The 17,107-nt window shown below is 73.1% G+C and carries 17 protein-coding genes; 6 read left to right on the top strand and 11 right to left on the bottom strand.

Going from position 1 to position 17,107, the window contains the following annotated elements; translation table 11 throughout:
* The first annotated feature begins 4 nt into the window (after positions 1-4).
* Positions 5-1,162, top strand: coding sequence for an NAD(P)-dependent alcohol dehydrogenase (locus tag AB0O19_RS00085; protein WP_363616440.1), 1,158 nt, complete (start codon positions 5-7; stop codon positions 1,160-1,162).
* A gap of 24 nt (positions 1,163-1,186) precedes the next feature.
* Here AB0O19_RS00085 and AB0O19_RS00080 read toward each other — a convergent pair whose 3' ends face one another.
* The 10 genes from AB0O19_RS00080 to AB0O19_RS00035 all read right to left on the bottom strand — a co-directional run bounded on the left by AB0O19_RS00080 (position 1,187) and on the right by AB0O19_RS00035 (position 9,939).
* The gene (locus AB0O19_RS00080) at positions 1,187-2,092 is read right to left on the bottom strand and encodes a class I SAM-dependent methyltransferase (protein WP_363579591.1); all 906 of its coding nucleotides are present in this window, start codon (positions 2,090-2,092) and stop codon (positions 1,187-1,189) included.
* Between the two features lie 162 nt (positions 2,093-2,254).
* Positions 2,255-2,956 carry a hypothetical protein gene (locus AB0O19_RS00075; RefSeq protein WP_363616438.1) on the bottom strand — a complete coding sequence of 234 codons (702 nt, stop codon included), beginning with the start codon at positions 2,954-2,956 and terminating at the stop codon, positions 2,255-2,257.
* Positions 2,957-3,083: 127 nt separating this feature from the next.
* Positions 3,084-4,058, bottom strand: coding sequence for an urease accessory protein UreD (locus AB0O19_RS00070; protein ID WP_363616436.1), 975 nt, complete (start codon positions 4,056-4,058; stop codon positions 3,084-3,086).
* Complete coding sequence (gene ureG / locus AB0O19_RS00065) at positions 4,055-4,675, bottom strand: urease accessory protein UreG (RefSeq protein ID WP_063349828.1); 621 nt, start codon at positions 4,673-4,675, stop codon at positions 4,055-4,057. The genes AB0O19_RS00070 and ureG overlap by 4 nt, the downstream gene beginning before the upstream one ends.
* Positions 4,676-4,772: 97 nt before the next feature.
* Entirely contained in the window at positions 4,773-5,453 is a 681-nt protein-coding gene (locus AB0O19_RS00060; RefSeq protein ID WP_363616992.1) for an urease accessory UreF family protein, read from the bottom strand.
* Positions 5,454-5,524: 71 nt separating this feature from the next.
* Positions 5,525-7,249, bottom strand: a complete 1,725-nt coding sequence (ureC, locus tag AB0O19_RS00055) for an urease subunit alpha (RefSeq protein ID WP_350886999.1) — start codon at positions 7,247-7,249, stop codon at positions 5,525-5,527.
* Complete coding sequence (locus AB0O19_RS00050; protein WP_350887002.1) at positions 7,249-7,647, bottom strand: urease subunit beta; 399 nt, start codon at positions 7,645-7,647, stop codon at positions 7,249-7,251. Before AB0O19_RS00050 ends, ureC begins: the two co-directional genes overlap by 1 nt.
* 24 nt (positions 7,648-7,671) lie before the next feature.
* Complete coding sequence (locus tag AB0O19_RS00045) at positions 7,672-8,568, bottom strand: cobalamin biosynthesis protein CbiX (protein WP_363616434.1); 897 nt, start codon at positions 8,566-8,568, stop codon at positions 7,672-7,674.
* Between the two features lie 3 nt (positions 8,569-8,571).
* Positions 8,572-8,877: an urease subunit gamma gene (locus AB0O19_RS00040; protein WP_063349823.1), complete on the bottom strand. Its 306-nt coding sequence runs from the start codon at positions 8,875-8,877 to the stop codon at positions 8,572-8,574.
* 90 nt (positions 8,878-8,967) lie between these two features.
* The gene (locus tag AB0O19_RS00035) at positions 8,968-9,939 is read right to left on the bottom strand and encodes an urea transporter (protein WP_363616432.1); all 972 of its coding nucleotides are present in this window, start codon (positions 9,937-9,939) and stop codon (positions 8,968-8,970) included.
* A 698-nt stretch (positions 9,940-10,637) separates the two neighbouring features.
* Between AB0O19_RS00035 and AB0O19_RS00030 the strand changes: the two genes are divergently transcribed.
* Together AB0O19_RS00030 and AB0O19_RS00025 are read left to right on the top strand one after the other, a co-directional pair.
* Positions 10,638-12,386, top strand: a complete 1,749-nt coding sequence (locus tag AB0O19_RS00030; RefSeq protein ID WP_363616430.1) for an MFS transporter — start codon at positions 10,638-10,640, stop codon at positions 12,384-12,386.
* Positions 12,383-13,027 (top strand): MarR family transcriptional regulator, encoded by a 645-nt coding sequence (locus tag AB0O19_RS00025; RefSeq protein ID WP_363616428.1) that lies wholly within the window; start codon positions 12,383-12,385, stop codon positions 13,025-13,027. Before AB0O19_RS00030 ends, AB0O19_RS00025 begins: the two co-directional genes overlap by 4 nt.
* Positions 13,028-13,047: 20 nt before the next feature.
* Here the strand turns inward: AB0O19_RS00025 and AB0O19_RS00020 are convergent, their stop codons facing one another.
* Positions 13,048-13,809, bottom strand: coding sequence for an alpha/beta fold hydrolase (locus AB0O19_RS00020; protein ID WP_363616426.1), 762 nt, complete (start codon positions 13,807-13,809; stop codon positions 13,048-13,050).
* A gap of 105 nt (positions 13,810-13,914) precedes the next feature.
* Here AB0O19_RS00020 and AB0O19_RS00015 point away from each other — a divergent pair, with 105 nt between their 5' ends.
* The 3 genes from AB0O19_RS00015 to AB0O19_RS00005 all read left to right on the top strand — a co-directional run bounded on the left by AB0O19_RS00015 (position 13,915) and on the right by AB0O19_RS00005 (position 16,919).
* On the top strand, positions 13,915-14,448 hold the full coding sequence (locus tag AB0O19_RS00015; protein ID WP_363579599.1) for a SigE family RNA polymerase sigma factor: 534 nt from the start codon (positions 13,915-13,917) through the stop codon (positions 14,446-14,448).
* Complete coding sequence (locus AB0O19_RS00010; RefSeq protein WP_363616424.1) at positions 14,445-15,389, top strand: hypothetical protein; 945 nt, start codon at positions 14,445-14,447, stop codon at positions 15,387-15,389. Before AB0O19_RS00015 ends, AB0O19_RS00010 begins: the two co-directional genes overlap by 4 nt.
* A 456-nt stretch (positions 15,390-15,845) precedes the next feature.
* The gene (locus AB0O19_RS00005) at positions 15,846-16,919 is read left to right on the top strand and encodes a serine hydrolase domain-containing protein (RefSeq protein ID WP_363616990.1); all 1,074 of its coding nucleotides are present in this window, start codon (positions 15,846-15,848) and stop codon (positions 16,917-16,919) included.
* The last annotated feature ends 188 nt before the right edge of the window (positions 16,920-17,107 follow it).

The following is a 17,107-nucleotide window of genomic DNA, read 5'->3' as shown; positions in this document are numbered from 1 at the left end:
GACGATGAGGTTCGACGCGGCGGTACTGCGCTCGTACGAGGGCGGGTTCGCCGTCGAGGAGGTGGTCCTGAACGGGGGGCCGGCCGACGGCGAGGTGCTGGTGCGGATCGCGGGCTGCGGGATGTGCCGCACCGACCTCGCGGTCCGGCGTTCGGCGGGCCGCTCGCCGTTGCCTGCGGTGCTCGGGCACGAGGGGGCCGGGGTCGTGGTGGAGACCGGCGGCCCGGGCACCGGGCTGAGCGTCGGCGACCACGTCGTGCTGAGCTTCGACTCGTGCGGACACTGCCGGAACTGCCTGGGTGCGGCCCCCGCCTACTGCGACTCCTTCGCCGCGCTCAACCTCTTCGGCGGGCGCGAGGAGGACGCGGCGCGGTTCACCGACGCGACCGGGGGCGAGCTGGCCCCCCGGTGGTTCGGCCAGTCCTCGTTCGCCGAGTACGCGATGGTTCCGGCGCGCAACGCCGTCCGGGTCGACCGCTCGCTGCCCGTCGACCTGCTCGGGCCCCTCGGCTGCGGCTTCCTGACCGGTGCCGGGGCGGTGTTCAACTCCTTCGGCGCCGGCCCCGGCGACACCGTCGTGGTCCTCGGCGCGGGGGCGGTGGGCCTGGCCGCGGTGATGGCGGCCACGGCCGCCGGGGCGGTGACCGTGGCCGTCGACCGGTACACCGAACGGCTGAACCTCGCCGAGCGGTTCGGCGCGATCCCGCTGCGCGCCGGACCGGCCGACCACGCCTCCGGGCCCGACCTGGCCTCCCCGCCCGACCTTGTCCCCCGGCCCGGCCTGGCCGAGCGGATCCAGCGGCTGACCGACGGCGGCGCCCAGTACGCGCTGGACACCACGGCCTCCGCCCCGCTGATCAACGAGGCGCTCCGGGCCCTGCGCCCGACCGGCCACCTCGGGCTGGTGGCCCGGCTCCGCACCGCGCTGTCGCTCGATCCGGGGACACTGGACCGGGGCCGGCGGATCTCGCACATCTGCGAGGGCGACGCGGTGCCGGCGCTGCTGATCCCCCGGCTGACCCGGCTGTGGCAGGCCGGGCGGTTCCCCTTCGACCAGCTGATCCGCCGGTACCCGCTCGCCGCCATCAACGAGGCCGAACGCGACTGCGACGCGGGCCGGGTGGTCAAACCCGTCCTGGTCCCGGAGCGGAGCGCCCGCTGAGCGAGGCGCTCCGCTTCCCTGCACCTACACCCGGGGCTTGTGCGCGAACACCCAGCGGTTGCCCTCCAGCGCGTCGTTCGGCTCGGGCAGGGGGCCGCGGCCGTGCTGGTGGGTGAAGTCGAAGGGGGTGTGGACCGAGGTGATCCAGCCCTTGCCGGCCAGGGCGCCCGCGGAGTCGGGCCGCGGCTCTCCGTCGAACAGATCGAGCAGGTCGATGCCGATCTGGTGTTTCGTCGAGGTGTAGAGCGGGCTCTCGCGGTACTCCAGCAGGCTCTTCTCCAGCTTGACCTCGTACGCCATGGCACTGCCGCCCGCGCTCAACCGGTCGACCGTGTCGATGAGTTGCGTCTCGACACCGTTGGGCAGGTAGAAGAGCAACCCCTCCGCCAGCCAGACGCTCGGTACGGCCGCGTCGAAGCCGGCCTCGGTCAGCGCTCCGGCCCAGTCGGCGCACAGGTCGGCGACGACCGGTACGCGCGCCGCCTTCGGGGAGGCCGACAGCCCTCCGAGCACCCCGTGCTTGAAGGCCAGTACGCCCTCCCGGTCGACCTCGAAGACCGTGCAGCCGGGAGGCCAGTCGAGCCGGAACGCCCGCGTGTCCAACCCGGCGCCGAGCAGGACCACTTGGCGGGCGCCCGCGTGCACCGACCGGAGCAGGAAGTCGTCGAGGACCCTCGTCCGCAGACCGAAGTAGCGCGCGAACCGCCCCCACAGCGGGTTCGCGTCCCCGTCCGGCACCTGGTGCATCCGGACCGGCCAGCCCGCGGACGCCGGCGCGGCGAGCACGAAGTGCTCCGCGTAGACGTCCTGCGCCAGGGTGTCGTGCCGGTGGGTCTCGATCGCGCGCGCCGCGGCGACCAGGAGGGCCGTCAGACCGACACCGCCCTCCACCCCCTCCACACCGGTGCTCCGGTGCGCCGTACCGACCATGTGTCCTCCCCTTGAAGCGAGTTGAGAACGCGAACAGCGAGGAATGCGACTGCCTCCTCACTATCCAGCCGGCCCTCGCCCGTCCGGGAGCGGTCCCACCGGATCCACCCGACCGGGTGAATCCCGCCGCCGCGGCGCCCGGACGCCCCCCGGGTGTGCTGTTCACCGACCGCGCCGGGCCTGTTCGCGCACGTGCTCGGGGTACCAGCGGGTGATCCGGAACGCCAGCACCAGCAGGATCACCGGGATGACCCAGGTCAGCCAGTCCTTCGCCGAGCCGACGTGCGGGGCCGCCAGCCGCAGGAGCGCGGTGATCAGGAAGACCGCGCCCCAGAGCGCGGTCAGCAACCGGTTGGTGCGCTGGAACCGCGGCGTACCCCAGACCTCCGGCGGCGTGGACTCCCGGGCGTACTGCTCGGTGAACGGTGTGAACGCCAGCGACCCCAGGGCCACCACCGCGAGCACACCGTTGGACAGCACCTGCGCGTAGGTCTCCAGCCAGATCAGGCCGTGCCGGTCGAGCGCCAGGCCCAGCACGCACAGCACGGCGAAGAAGGCCACGCCGACGATGCCGAGCACCTTGAGCGCATGATGGCGCGCGTCCGGTACGGCGAGGACGAGCGCGGCGACCAGCGCCGTCAGGGCCGCCAGTTTCCAGGTGCTCGGCCCGGCGATGACGTCGAACACGATCCACGGCACGAACGAGAGGAAGACCGAGCCGGACCGCAGACCGCCCCGGCCCTGGCGTCCCGGCGCCGGACCGGGGGCGGCGGCGGGGGCGGGGGCGGGATCGGCTGCCGCGCCGGATGCCGGGCCGCCGGATGCGGGGTCGGGCGGGGAAGGTCCGGACGTGGGTCGGTGCATGAGAACCTCCGGCTCCATGCTGCGACCAGGCCGGTCCGGCTGCATCCGGGGCCGCCCTCGCCCCCTCGCGCCCCCTCCCCGAGGCGCCGGGGCGCTTCGGGGAGGTACGGGGAGGTTCGGAGCGGGGTCAGGTCTTGCGCAGGGCCGGAGCCGGGGCGCCGATGAGGAGCCGGCGGACGGCGTCCCAGGCGGTGCGCTGGGCGGCGGCGCAGGCGCGGGTGTCGGAGCCGAGCAGGCGGAGCCAGGCGCCGCTGTCGTGCGGGAGGACGCTGACGCCGTGGAGCAGGCCGCTGCCGGCCAGGGCCTCGTGCAGGGTGTCGGCGACCTGCGCGGCGGGGGCGAGCGGCGTGACGACGTAGAGGCTGGCCATGACGTCGTGGCCGGCCAGGACCGCCGGGCCGGTCACGCCGGCCTCCGGGGGCTCCAGCCGGACGGTGTCGAGGGCGATCAACTGGCCGTCGGGGCGCCGCACTTCGAGGTCGGAGGCGAACACCTGGTAGGCGTTGCGCTCGCCCCGGGCGAGGCGGCCGGCGAGGACGGTCTCGCCGGCCAGCACGGTGGCGGTGGGGTCGACGGTGAGGACGGTGCGCTGGTAGAGCCGGGAATCGACGAAGGGGATGACGGGCTCGGGCAGGTACTCGACGTAGGCGCGGGGGCCGGCGTCCAGGTTGACCAGCTGCGTCGCGTAGTCGAACTCCATCCGGTAGACCTTGGTGGCCGCCTGGGTGGTGAGGTGGGTCGCGGTGTCGGCGCCGCAGCGCAGGTCGGTGCGGAGCCGGTCGGCCTGGAGGATGCCGCCGCCGGTGGACATCAGGAAGGTGACGGCGAGGTCCGGGCGGGCCGGGTCGAAGTAGAGCGGGCGCATGATCTGCAGCGGCGACTTCTGGTAGTGGCCGGTGAGTTCGGTGCGTTCGCCGATCCGTTCGAAGGCCAGCTCCAGCAGGCCGACCTTGCCGGGGCGCCCGACACCCAGGGTGTCGGGCGTCCCGGCGTACCGGCGGACGGCGTACGGGACGCGGGCCGGCTCGTAGTGCCGCGGATCGAGCCGGGGCACGGCGGCCTCCCCCGCAGCCGCTTCCCCCGCGGCCACCGTGACGGTCATGCCGGGACCTTGCGGAAGGTCTCCAGGAAGGTGGCGATCTCGTCCAGCCCGTGCCCGGTGAGGCAGTTGGTGAGCACGACCGGCCCGCCCTCGCGGACGCGGTGGGCGTCGGACTCCATGATGCCGAGGTCCGCGCGGACGTACTGGGCGATGTCGATCTTGTTGATGACCAGCAGGTCGGACTCGGTGATGCCCGGGCCGCGCTTGCGGGGCATCTTCTCGCCCTCGGCGGTGTCCAGGACGAAGAGGAAGAGGTCGACCAGGACGGGGCTGAAGGTCAGCGTGAGGTTGTCGCCACCGGACTCGAACAGCAGCGTGTCGACGTCGGGGAAACGCTCCAGCATCTCGGCGCCGGCCGCGAGGTTCATCGTCGGGTCGTCCCGGACGGCGGTGTGCGGGCAGGCGCCGGTCTCGACGCCGACGACCCGCTCGGGGTCGAGGACGCCGGCCAGGGTGCGACGCACGTGCTGCGCGTCCTCCTGGGTGTAGATGTCGTTGGTGATGACCGCCGGGCGGTGGCCGTTGGCGATCAGCACCGGGACGAGGGCCTCGATGAGCGCCGTCTTGCCGGAGCCGACCGGCCCGCCGATGCCCACGCGGAGCACGTTCTCGGTCATTGCTGTCTCCTTCTGATGCGGTGTGACGTTGGTTCTGCGTCCGGGAGGAACGGGAGCTGCGACACTCCGGCGCCCGCCCGCACCTCCCGGACGCGGTTCAGCTGGCGAACAGCCGGGCCTCGGCCCGTTCGTGCCGCCCGGACATCGCGTCCGCGACCGGCACGCACCCGCCCAGGTCCTCCAACTCCCGGGTGAGGGCGGCCCGTACGGTCTCCTCGATCACCGGCGCCGCGGCCCGCAGCACCACCTGCGCCTTGCGGTGGTCGGTCAGCCGCAGCCGCAGGGCGGCGCCGACGAAGCTGGTGCAGAAGGCGAACAGGTCGCTGGCGACGGCCTGGTCGACGGGCACGGCGGCGGAGGCGTAGGCGACTCCGGCGGCCACCGGCTGGGAGCCGGGGGCCTGCTTGGCGGCGACCAGTTCGGCGTACCGGTCCAACGGTTCACCGCCGATCGACTCCCGGGCGATGTCGAGGAGTTGGCGCCCGGTCCGGGTGGAGGCCAGGCGCAGCTCGCGGTTGAGTTTGGTGGCGTGCAGCCGCTGGTCCACATCGACCAGCAGGCCCCAGTCGCCGGCCCGGGCGGCGCCGTGGGCGAGGGCGAGCGCGGTGGCGTCGCCGGGGCCGACCGAGTGGCGCAGCAGGTCGGTGAGCAGGTCGGGCATGGTGTCCGGGGTGACGGCCTTGGCCTGTGCGTAGCCCTCCAGGCCGTGCGAGAGGGTGTAGAAGCCGCTGGGGAAGGCGGAGTCGGTCAGCTGGAGGCTGACCAGCAGGGCGTCCAGGCCTCCCCCGAGCCCGGGAGAGCCGGGCCCCGACGTACCAGGCCCCGAAGAACCGGACCCTGGGGAGCCGCTCACGCGAGGTAGAACAGGTGGTTGAGCGGGAGTTCGCGGGCGGGCTCGATGGTGGCCGGCTCGCCGTCCAGGGTGACCTTGTAGGTCTCCGGGTCGACGGCGATCTTCGGCAGCGCGTCGTTGCGGACCATGTGCTGCTTGCCGACCGAGCGGCAGCGCCGCACGGGCAGGACCCGGCTGTCCAGCCCGAGTCGGGCCGGGACGCCGAGGTCGATGGCGGCCTGCGACATGAAGGAGACCCGGGTGGCCTGCTTGGCCCGGCCCAGCGCGCCGTACATCGGGCGGTAGTAGACCGGCTGCGGGGTGGGCAGCGAGGCGTTCGGGTCGCCCATCAGCGCCCAGTTGATGACGCCGCCCTTGATGACCATCTTGGGCTTGGCGCCGAAGGAGTTGATCGGCCAGAGCACGATGTCGGCGAGCTTGCCGCTCTCCAGCGAGCCGATGTGGTCGGCGGTGCCGGAGGCGATGGCCGGGTTGATGGTGAGCTTGGCGAGGTAGCGCAGGACGCGGAAGTTGTCGTTGCGCTCGGTGTCGCCGTCGAGCTTGCCGCGCTGGTCCTTGCAGTGGTGGGCGGTCTGGAAGGCGCGGGTGAAGGACTCCCCGATCCGGCCCATCGCCTGCGAGTCCGAGGAGAAGATCGAGATGACGCCCTCGTCGTGCAGGACGGTCTCGGCGGCGATCGTCTCGGCGCGGACCCGGGAGTCGGCGAAGGAGACGTCCTCGGGGATGTCGTGGCTGAGGTGGTGGCAGACCATCACCATGTCCAGCAGCTCGTCGACCGAGTTGACGGTGTAGGGCAGCGTGGGGTTGGTGGAGGACGGCAGGACGTTGGGCTCGCCGGCGATCCGCATGATGTCGGGGGCGTGGCCGCCGCCCGCGCCCTCGGTGTGGAAGGTGTGGATGGTGCGGCCGTCGATGGCGGAGAGGGTGTCCTCGAAGAAGCCGCCCTCGTTGAGGGTGTCCGTGTGGATGGCCACCTGGACGTCGTACTCGTCGGCGACGCCGAGCGCGCTGTCGATGGCGGCGGGGGTGCTGCCCCAGTCCTCGTGCACCTTGAGGCCGCAGACGCCGGCCTCGACCTGCTCGCGCAGGGCGCCGGGCAGCGAGCCGTTGCCCTTGCCGAGGAGTCCGACGTTGACCGGGAGGTCCTCGACCGCCTGGTACATCCGGTGGATGTTCCACGGGCCGGGGGTGCAGGTGGTGCCGTTGGTCCCGTCGGAGGGGCCGGTGCCGCCGCCGATGAGGGTGGTGATGCCGTTGCTCAGCGCCTCCTGCACCTGCTGCGGGGCGATGAAGTGGATGTGGGTGTCGATGCCGCCGGCGGTGGCGATCAGGTGCTCGCCGGAGATCACCTCGGTGCCGGGGCCGATGACCAGCTGGGGGTGCACGCCGCTCTGGGTGTGCGGGTTGCCGGCCTTGCCGACGGCGGTGATGAAGCCGTCCTTGACGCCGATGTCGCCCTTGACCACGCCGAGGACGGCGTCCATCACGACGACGTTGGTGATCACCAGGTCCAGCGCGCCCTGGGCGGAGGTGGCGGCCGGGTCCTGGGCCATGCCGTCGCGGATGCCCTTGCCGCCGCCGTAGACGGCCTCGTCGCCGTAGTGGCCCTGGTTGAAGTCCTTCTCGATCTCGACGACGAGGTTGGTGTCGGCGAGGTGGAAGCGGTCACCGACCGTGGGCCCGAAGAGATCGGTGTACTGCTTGCGGGACAGCGTGGCCATCAGCGGTCGCCTTCCTTGTGGTCGAGGTTGGTGCCCTTGAACCCGAGGGCGATCGCCCGGTCGATCGCCCGGGCGCGGGTGTCGGCCGACCTGATGCCGCCGTCGACGAGGTTGCTGAAGCCGATCAGGCGGCCGTGGCCGCCGAACTCGGCGAGCGTGACGTCCTTGGTGTCGCCCGGCTCGAAGCGGACGGCGGTACCGGCCGGGATGTCCAGGTGCTTGCCGTAGGCGGCGTTGCGGTCGAAGTCGAGGGCGCGGTTGACCTCGAAGAAGTGGTAGTGCGAGCCGACCTGGATCGCCCGGTCGCCGGTGTTGCTGACCGTGATGGTGACCTGGGCGCGACCGGCGTTGATCTCCACCGGGTCGTCGCCGTACAGGTACGTGGCGCCACCAGACATGGCGGGCCCTTCCTCTCTGTCGGTTCAGTGATGTGTGTGGCCGTGGGTGTGTCCGTCGGTGGCACCGGGGCCGTGGCCGTGCGAGTGGTCTCCGCCGTGGCCGTGGCCGTGCGAGTGGTCCCCGCCGGGGCCGTGGCTGTGGGCGTAGCCGTGCCCGTGCTCGGCGTCGAGGCCGGCCAGGATGCCGTCCTCGCCGTGGCCGAGCAGGTGCAGGGCCGCCGCGGTGCGGGCCGCGACGACTCCGGCGATCGCGGACGGCCGCAGCAGCGGCCCGCCGTCCCGCACCCCGGGCAGTCCGGTGCGCAGCGCCGGTCCGAACGAGGCCGGTACGGCCGTCACTTCGCGGGCGCCGAGCAGCCGGCAGCGTTCGGCACCTTCGGCGAGGTCGGGGTCGCCGCCCGCGAAGGCCACCTCGACCCAGCGGTGGTGGCCGTACTGGCGGACCAGCCGGGCGATCCGGAACAGGTCCGCGTCCTCGAACGGGCCGGCCGCCGGGGCGGTCACCAGCACGGCGCCGTCGGGCCCGGGGGCGGCGGAGGCCGCGGCCCGCAGCCAGCCGACGAGGTGGTCCTTGCCGCCGAACGCCCCGGTCAGGGCGAGTCGTCCGCGCCCCTCCCCTGCTGCCAGCCAGCGCAGCGCCCGGGCGGTGTCGGCCACCAGCTTCGGGTCGCGGCCCAGCGTCATCGGGACGACGCACACCGGGCCGTCGGTGGCGGCCAGCGCCGAGCGGACGGCCTCGCCGAGCGCCCGGCCGGCGGCGGCCGCGGCGTGGACGGCGGGCTCGCGCTCCACCAGGGCGGCCAGGTCCCGGCCGCCGTCGCTCTCGTGCCCGCCGGCCAGCACCACCGTGGCGGCGGGCGGCGGGGCCGAGGTCGGCGCCGGCGTCGGACCGGTCGCCGCTTCCGCCTGACGTACGGTCATGGCTCAGGCACCCACCGGGTCGTGGCAGGAGACCAGCTTGGTGCCGTCCAGGAACGCGGCCTCGACCTGGAGCAGCGGCAGCATCTCGCGGACGCCGGGCATGACGTCCTCGCCGCTGACGACCTGCTTGCCGATCTCCATGCACTCGGCGACGGTGCGCCCGTCCCGGGCGCCCTCCATGATCGCCTCGCTGATCAGCGCGCAGGCCTCGCTGTAGTTCAGTTTCACACCGCGGTCGCGGCGTTTGCGGGCCAGATCGGCCACGACGTAGATGTACAGCTTGTCCATCTCACGCGGGGCGAGATTCACGGGAATCACTCTTCCTTTCCGAGGGAACTCCGCAGGAACTCCGAATGAACACGCCTGTCACGAGCGGGAATTCGGACTACCGAAACCCGGTCAGACCCTGCGCAGCCGGGGAATGGCCGGCACCGCCGCCAGGAACAGCATGGTGGTCAGGACGAACGGCCAGGTGAAGGCGTGGCCGCCGAACGGCGCGGTGGCGGCGGCCAGCGCCGGGGTCAGGACGGTGGCGACGGCCGCGCCGAGGACGGCGTAGGCCGCGCTCCATCCGCCGGGGGCGACGAACACGCCGCACAGCGCCATCGCGACGAGCACCCCGCTGTACCCGAGCAGCCCCTGGCCGACGGCGTCGGCGGGCGCGCCGAGCGCCCAGGCGGTGAGCAGGCCGGTCGCGCTGCCCGCGCAGGCCAGCAGGCCGGCCGGGCGGCTGGCCGCGAAGATTCCGGCCAGGAACAGCAGGCCGACGTACCACTGGGGCATGAAGAAGATCTGGCCGATGTTGGCGAAGAACCCGTGCCACAGCTGGTCCCAGGTCAGCCCGGTCGGGCCGGCGGCCGGCCCGGCCAGGGCGGTCGGGGCGCCGGTGCCGTGCCACAGGTGGCGGAAGCCGGGCGCCGCGGCCGTCGTCGCGGTGGCGACCAGGCAGAACGGCGCGGTGAGCGCGGGCAGTTTCCAGGTGTCGAGCACCGCGCCGAGGCCCGCGGTGACCACCACGGCGACGACGGCGCCGAGGGCGGCCGCCGCGACGGTGGCGGGGTGGTCGGGGCCGAGGAACACCGCGCACCCCAGCGCCACGAGGCAGCCGTTGTAACCGTGCAGCCCGGCCTCGACGGCGTCGCGCGCCAACCGCAGGCCGTACGCGACGGCGGTGCCGACGGCGCTGCCGAGCAGGCCGTAGACGCCGTAGCGCCAGCCGGCCGCGAAGAGTGCGGCCACGAAGAACAGGCCGCAGACGGCGGACGGCATGAAGTCCACCTGCGCGACGCCGCGCAGGACTTCGACGGCTAACTTGAGGGATATCGGGCGGGCGGCCTCCGAGGCCCCCGGCTCACCCTTTTTCTGACCCATACTTCGCACCAATTCCCGGTACGTCTTTCCACGGCATGGCGAATAGTCCCGCAAGGCTGCTCGACTTTACTCGCGAGCACGCCCGGCGATTCCTCCGGAACCGTACTCCTGCGGAATGCCGGTCGGCGCGGACACGACCGGTTACACCCGTATGGCGAAGGGTGATCATCAGGCCTCTGAGCTGCAACAATATGTTGATTGCGCAGGTCAGCGACCCCCCTGCGGAGAGCCATTCTTTGCGAAGTTTTACTTGTGGCAGACGAAAATGAGAAGGTGGTCATGTCAAGGAATTCGACACGAAGCCGCCCCGGTCAGGCAATTCGGACATCCGGCGCCACGAAAGGGCGGCGCAGCACCGCAGGAATGTGGCGGAAATGTGTATGCGCCGCGTCGGAAAGCAGGGGCCGCCGGACGTGAGCCTGTGCGTACGAGCCGGCCGTCGGGCCCCGGCCGCGCGGGAGCGGGCCGTCGGCCGCCGGCCGCCGACGGTCGGTGGCCGGCGGTCGGTGGCTAGCGGCGGCCCCGGGATGCCTGCGGGCTATCGGCAGCAGGATGGTCGGACTATCGTTAGTTAGTGAAAGCTATCGAAGTACTCTCCGACTGGCGGCCCCCGGCCTGCCACTCACCTGGGGGCAGCGGTGGCGACGAAGATCCCGAACAACGGCAGAGGCAGGCGCGCCCGCACGGTCCGCGGGGCCGTGGCGGCGGACCATCCGCGGTACAAGTGGGTCGCACTCTCCAACACCACGCTCGGCACCCTGATCGCCACCATCAACGCCTCGATCGTCCTGATCTCCCTCCCCGCGATCTTCAACGGCATCGGCCTGGACCCGCTCCAACCCGGCAACGTCAGCTACCTGTTGTGGATGCTGATGGGCTACATGCTGGTCACCGCCGTCCTGGTGGTCACCCTCGGCAGGCTGGGCGACATCCACGGCCGGGTGCGGATCTACAACGCCGGCTTCCTGATCTTCACCCTCACCTCGGTGGCCCTCTCCCTCGACCCGCTGCACGGCGGGCCGGGCGCGCTGTGGCTGATCGGCTGGCGGGTGGTGCAGGCGATCGGCGGCTCGATGCTGATGGCCAACTCGGCCGCGATCATCACCGACGCGTTCCCCGCCCACCGGCGCGGCATGGCGCTGGGGGTGAACATCGTCGCGGGCATCGCCGGCTCCTTCATCGGCCTGGTGCTGGGCGGGCTGCTGGCCGAGTGGAACTGGCGGTCGATCTTCTGGGTCAACGTGCCGATCGGCATCCTCGGCACGGTCTGGGCCTACCGGTCGCTGCGCGAGACCGGCGTACGGCGGCCCGCCCGGATCGACTGGTGGGGCAACGTCACCTTCGCCGTCGGCCTGACCGCCCTGCTCGCCGCGATCACCTACGGCATCCAGCCCTACGGCGGCCACACCATGGGCTGGACCAGCCCCTGGGTGCTGGGCGGGCTGTTCGGCGGTGTGGCACTGCTGATCGCCTTCTGCCTGGTCGAGTCCAGGGTCGCCGAGCCGATGTTCCCGCTGGCCCTGTTCCGCGACCCGGTCTTCGCCGGCGGCAACGCGGCCACCCTGCTGGGCTCGATCGCCCGCGGCGGCCTCCAGTTCATGCTGATCATCTGGCTCCAGGGCATCTGGCTGCCGCTGCACGGCTACGACTACGCCGACACCCCGCTGTGGGCGGGCATCTACCTCGTCCCGCTGACCGTCGGCTTCCTGGCCGCCGGGCCGGTCTCGGGCTACCTCTCCGACCGGGCCGGGGCCCGGCTGTTCGCCTCCGGCGGGCTGGTGGTGATGGCCCTGTCCTTCGCCGGACTGCTGCTCCTGCCCACCGACTTCGGCTACCCGTGGTTCGCCGTCCTGGTGTTCCTCAACGGCCTGGGCGGCGGCCTGTTCGCGGCCCCCAACACCTCGCTGATCATGTCGAGCGTGCCGGCCGAGGCCCGCGGCGCCGCCTCCGGCATGAGGGCCACCTTCCAGAACGCCGGCATGGTGCTCTCGATCGGCGTCTTCTTCTCCCTGATGGTGGCCGGCCTGGCCGGCTCGCTGCCGCACACCCTCACCGCCGGGCTGACCGCGCAGGGCGTGCCCGCCGCCGACGCGCACACCATCGCCTCGCTGCCACCGGTCGGCACGCTCTTCGCCGCGTTCCTCGGCTACAACCCGATCCAGCAGCTGCTGGGCCCGCACGTGCTCGGCATGCTCCCGGCGGCCAACGCCCGGACGCTGACCGGCCGGGAGTTCTTCCCGCAACTGATCTCGGGCCCCTTCCACGACGGCCTGGTCGTGGTGTTCTGGCTGGCGATCGCCATGTCGCTGGTCGCCGCGGCGGCCTCGCTGGTGCGCGAGCGGACCGGGCCGCGGCGCCCCCGCCGCCCCCGGCCGGGCGCGGGCGAGGCCGCCGGACGGCCCGGCGAGAGCCGGCCCGCACCGCACGGAAAGGCCCGCAGGCCGTGACCGCGCGCGATGCCGCGACCGACGCCGACACCGACGCCGTGACTGACGCCGACACCGTGACCGACCCCGATGCCGATGCCGGGGCCGACACCGGGGCCGGGAGCCACAGCGGAGCCGGGGCCGGTCTCTCCGCCGAGGCCCTCGTCCGGCTGCGGCTGGCGATCGGCCGGCTCAACCGGCAGATGGCCCGCGCCTCCGGCGGCCAGGACCTCACCGTCGCCCAACTCTCCGCCCTGGCCCGGGTGGAGGTGCACGGCCCGCTGCGGCTCGGCGAACTCGCCGCGCGGGAGGGGGTGGCCGTGCCGTCCGTGCTCCGTACGATCGCCCCGCTGACCGCCGACGGCCTGATCGCCAAGACCCCCGACCCGCTGGACGGCCGCTCCCAGCTGCTCGAACTCACCCCGGCCGGCCTGGCGGCGATCACCCGGATCCGCCGGGAGCGCTCCGCTCTGCTGGCCCGCCGCAGCACGCGGCTCACCCCGCAGCAGTGCCGCCGACTGGAGGCGGCCGTACCGCTGTTGGAGCTGCTGCTGGACGATCCCGACGCGGCCTGCCCCGGCCAAGCCTGTCCCGATCCGTCCTCCCCCGACCCGGCCTGCCCAGACCCGCCCCGGCCCGGCCGGCGCGGCTCCGCCGGCTGAGGCAGCGCTGCTCGGGGCGCCTACGCCGTCTCGCGGAGGAATCCGGTGAGCAACTCGAAGGTCTCCTCGGGCCGCTCCAGGCCGGGGAAGTGGCCGGCCCAGGGCAGTTCGAGCCGGCGGGCGCCGGGGATCCGGGTCGCCAAGGAGTCGGCGATCTGCCGGAAGTCGTCCAGGTCGTGGCCGCCGGTCACGACCAGGCAGGGCGCCGCGATCCGGGAGGGGTCCGCTTCGTCGTCGGTGGGGCCGACCTCGGCGTCCGCCTGCACCTCGAAGGCGCGCCGCTGCATCCGGCGGACGAGTTCGCGGGCCTCGTCGCCCGCCTCCGGGCCCAGCCAGCTCTCGACGTTGAGCTCGACGGCGCCCTCCACGTCCCCGGTCGCGAGGAGTTCCCGCTCCCGCGCGGCGAAGGCCATCAAGGCGTCACCGGCGACGTGCCCGGACGCCCCGGAGCAGAGCAGGGCCAGCGCGGTGACGGCCCCGGGCCGCAGCGCCGCCACGTCCATGGCGACCTTCCCCCCGTACGAGGCGCCGATCAGCGCGGCGCTCTCGACGCCCAGGTGGTCGAGGAGCGCCAGCACGTCCTGCGCGTCGCTGTACGGGGCGTCGGCCGGCGGCGTGTCGCCGAAGGCCCGGAAGTCGCCCCGGATCACCCGGTAGCCCGCGTCAACCAGCCCCTGCCACTGCGGGTCCCACATCCTCCGGTCGCACACGGACGAGTGCAGCAGCACCACGGTGGGGCGGTTGCCCGGCAGGTCATGAGATACGTCATGGGAGAGGATCATCCGCGGATCGTATCGACGCCCCCGGGGGACGCCAACCGGTTTGGTGATCGGCGGGAGTAAGCGCTTTGGGCCGCTTCCGGGCTCTAGGTGGGTGAGGAGGTGCTCATGGGAGGCACGAAGACCGACCGGGACGAGGAGTTCCAGGCGTTCATCGTCGGGGCCTGGCCACGGCTGCTGCGGACGGCGTACCTGTTGGCCGGGGAGCAGTACGCAGCCGAGGACCTGGTGCAGTCCGCGGCGGAGAAGGCCTGCGCGGCCTGGGCGAAGGTGCGACGGGCCGGCGATCCGCACAGCTACGTGCGGCGGATCCTGGTGAACGAACACGCCCGCCGCTGGCGCCGCCGCGCGCCGGAGCTGCTGGTGTACGCGGTGCCGGACGAGGCCGGAGCGGAGGACTGCTACGCCCGCTCCGACCAGCGCGGCGCGCTGATGACGGCGCTGGCCGCCCTGCCGGCCCGCCAGCGCGAGGCCGTGGTGCTGCGGTACTGGGAGGACCTGAGCGACAGTCAGGCCGCCGAGGCGATGGGCTGCTCGGCCGGAGCCGTGCGCAGCCACGCGGCCAAGGGGATCGCGAGACTGCGGGGGGCCGCAGCGCTGAAGGAAATCAAGGGCATGACGAGCATCGGAGGTGCGGTATGAGCGCGGGCGGCAACGGCGGGACGGTCGGCATGGGCGCGGCGGGCGACGACGGCGACGTGTGGGTCGGGCTCGGCCTGGCTGAGGTGGCGGCCGGGGCCAAGGTCGGCCCGGCGCCGATGGCGGACATCATGGCGGGCGGCCGCCGGATCCGGCGCCGTCGCCGGTCGGTGATCGGCGCGCTCGCGCTGGCCTCCGTGGTGGTGCTGGGCGGCGGGACGATGGCGGGTCTGCACAGTTCCCCCGCGAGCAGCGGCACCCAGTCGCTCGTCCCGGCCAACGGCGGTCCCGGCGGCGGCACCGGGGGCGGTCCGGCCGCCCAGCCGTCCGGCACGGCGACGGCCGAGCGGGACCCGTTCACCCCGGTCCGGGTGACGCTGGCCCAGGGCAACACCCCCGACGGCAAGACGTGGAAGCTCTGGACGGCGCTCTGGCCGGTCGCCCCGAAGGAGCGGGCGTACGAGCAGGCGGTGGCCGTCTGGGAGGAGCGCCACGCCGTCGACTCCTCGCTCGACAAGCCGACGGAGGAATACGTCCAGCAGTACTGGCAGCCCAACGAGGACGTCGTGAACGACTACGTCACCCTGGACGGGGTGCGCCAGCCGTACGACAACGCGGGCAGCTACCCGGCGCCGGGCCACGTCCCCACGGGGATGGCCGACACGTTCAGCGGCGGCCTGCTGGGCGCCCGGGACAAGGCCGGCACGCCCGGTCCGCTCCCGATCAAGCTCGCCGTGATGGCCCTCGGCCCGGACGTCGGCAAGGTCCTGGTGACCTGGTCGGACGGCTCGGTCATGGAGCCGTGGCTGAAGGCCGTCGGGGACTCCCCGTACCAGCGGCTGGTGGTCCCCGAGCAGCCGGGCAAGAAGGTGACGTCGTGGCAGTTCTTCGACAAGAACGGCGCCAAGCTGCCGGACGCCGGCGTGAAGATGCTGACCGAGTAGCGGTCGGCGCGACCGGCTGAACACGACCGGCTGAACACGACCGGCCGATCACGACCGGGCCGATCACGACCGCCCGACCAGGCCCGCGGGGCCGGCCCGCACCCCCGTCGGGCCGGCCCCGCGTCGGCGTGCGGGCGGTCGGCGTGCGGGGCGCTCGGCGTGCGGGGCGGTCGGCGTGCGGGCGGTCGGTGCGCATCGCGGAAACGTGGGAGAAAGTGCTCCCCCGGTCGGGGGAGGTCATCGACGAGCCGCCCGAGCAGACTGGCGATCACACCCGGGGAGGACTTCCCGGCCTCCCCTTGATTGCACCGGAGTTGACTCGTGCGTGAGCAGATGTGGCAGCCGCTTTCCTCCCGGCCTTCTTCCCGGCGTTCGTCCCGGCTCTCCTCCCGGCGCCCGCAGGCCGGTCGGCGCGGGGTCGTCGTGGCGGCGGCGGCCGCGGTGGCCGTCGGCGTCATGACCGCGGGCACCGCCCTGGCACCGTCCACGGCAGCCGCCACCCCCCGCCCGGACGCCGTCCAGCAGGGGCTGAACGCGCTGGTCCGTGACGACGGCCTGCCCGCCGCGCTGGCCGGCGTCCAGGGCCGTGACGGCCGCACCCGCACCTACACCGCGGGGGTCGGCGACGTCACCACCCGCGCGAAGGTGCCGGTCGACGGCCAGGTGCGGATCGGCAGCAACACCAAGACGTTCACCGCGGTGGTCGTGCTGCAGCTGGTCGGCGAGGGGAAGATCGGGCTCGACGAGCCCGTCGAGTCCTACCTCCCCGGCCTGGTCCGCGGCGACGGCATCGACGGTCGCCACATCACCGTCCGCCAGCTCCTCCAGCACACCAGCGGGCTCCCGGACTACGAGGGCTACATCGACGAACCCTCCATCCAGCACCGGTACTTCGAGCCGCGCGACCTGCTGGACATCGCCTTCCAGCACAAGGCCGACTTCGCCCCGGGGGCGAGCTTCAAGTACAGCAGCACCAACTACGTGCTCGCCGGCCTGGTCGTCCAGAAGGTCACCGGCCGCCCCATCGCCGAACAGATCGACCAGCGCATCATCAAGCCCCTCGGCCTGCGGCACACCTACTACCCCGCCCAGGGCGACCGGACCATCCGCGAGGCCCACCCCCAGGGCTACCTCAAGGACGCGACCGACGGGCACCTGATCGACTTCACCGAGCTGGACCCCTCCGCGGGCGGGGCGGCGGGCCAGATGATCTCCACCAACTCCGACATCAACCAGTTCTTCACCGCCCTCCTCGGCGGCCGCCTCCTGCAACCGGCCCAGCTCGCCCAGATGCGCACCACCGTCCCCATCGGCGACAGCGGCGCCGCCTACGGCCTGGGGCTCATCAGCCGGCCGCTGTCCTGCGGCGGCGTGTACTGGGGCCACGGCGGCGACATCCCCGGCTACGAGACCCGGGGCGGGGCGACGGACGACGGCCGCGCCGTCAACATCGCGGTGACCACCGTCCCGCCGGACGCCGCCGGCTCGGAGCACGTCGAGAACGTCGTGGACACGGCCCTGTGCCGCTGACCGAAGTCCGGTGAGGGAGTGGGAAGTCGGCTGGGCCGACTTCCCACTCCGCCTTTCCACCCCGCTCAGGTTCCGTGCCGAGACGGAACAGCCCTAGCCTCCGTGTTTCGGTTCGCGTCGGCTGATCTGGGGTGATCCCTGTGTCGAAGGTCGCGGAGCTGCCGTCGGATGTTGGGCATGCCGAGGGC

Source organism: Kitasatospora sp. NPDC091276, from assembly GCF_040684355.1.
Lineage (GTDB): Bacteria > Actinomycetota > Actinomycetes > Streptomycetales > Streptomycetaceae > Kitasatospora.
This window is presented reverse-complemented; position numbering and strand designations above follow the sequence as displayed.